Origin of the sequence: Lactobacillus sp. HBUAS51381 (assembly GCF_012641095.1) — a bacterium.
Lineage (GTDB): Bacteria > Bacillota > Bacilli > Lactobacillales > Lactobacillaceae > Levilactobacillus.
On record NZ_JAAVSC010000095.1, the window covers coordinates 1 to 332 of the forward strand.

The window sequence follows — 332 nt, forward strand, 5'->3', positions numbered from 1 at the left end:
CAATGTCCCAATCGACTCGTTACCCAGTGTGTAGTTGCTGTTTAATCCAGACACGTGATAGGCATACTCTCCGGCATTATCTCCGGCATCTCGCGTCACCGTCAGGCCCGAATCGGTAATAATATTACCATTCGCATCCGTCACTGTGAGCGTTGGTGTCGGTTCTTGACCACCGTAAACCATGGTTTGGTCAGGAACACTCACGTTAAGCGCGGCCTGCGTAATCGTCAACTTCCCAATCGACTCGTTACCCAGTGTGTAGTTGCTGTTTAATCCAGACACGTGATAGGCATACTCTCCGGCATTATCTCCGGCATCTCGCGTCACTGTCA

The 332-nt window shown here is 50.9% G+C and carries 1 protein-coding gene; it reads right to left on the reverse strand.

Going from position 1 to position 332, the window contains the following annotated elements; all coding sequences use genetic code 11:
* Positions 1 to 332: MBG domain-containing protein (locus HEQ50_RS12660; protein WP_168900832.1), on the reverse strand; the 332-nt coding region annotated here is incomplete at both ends.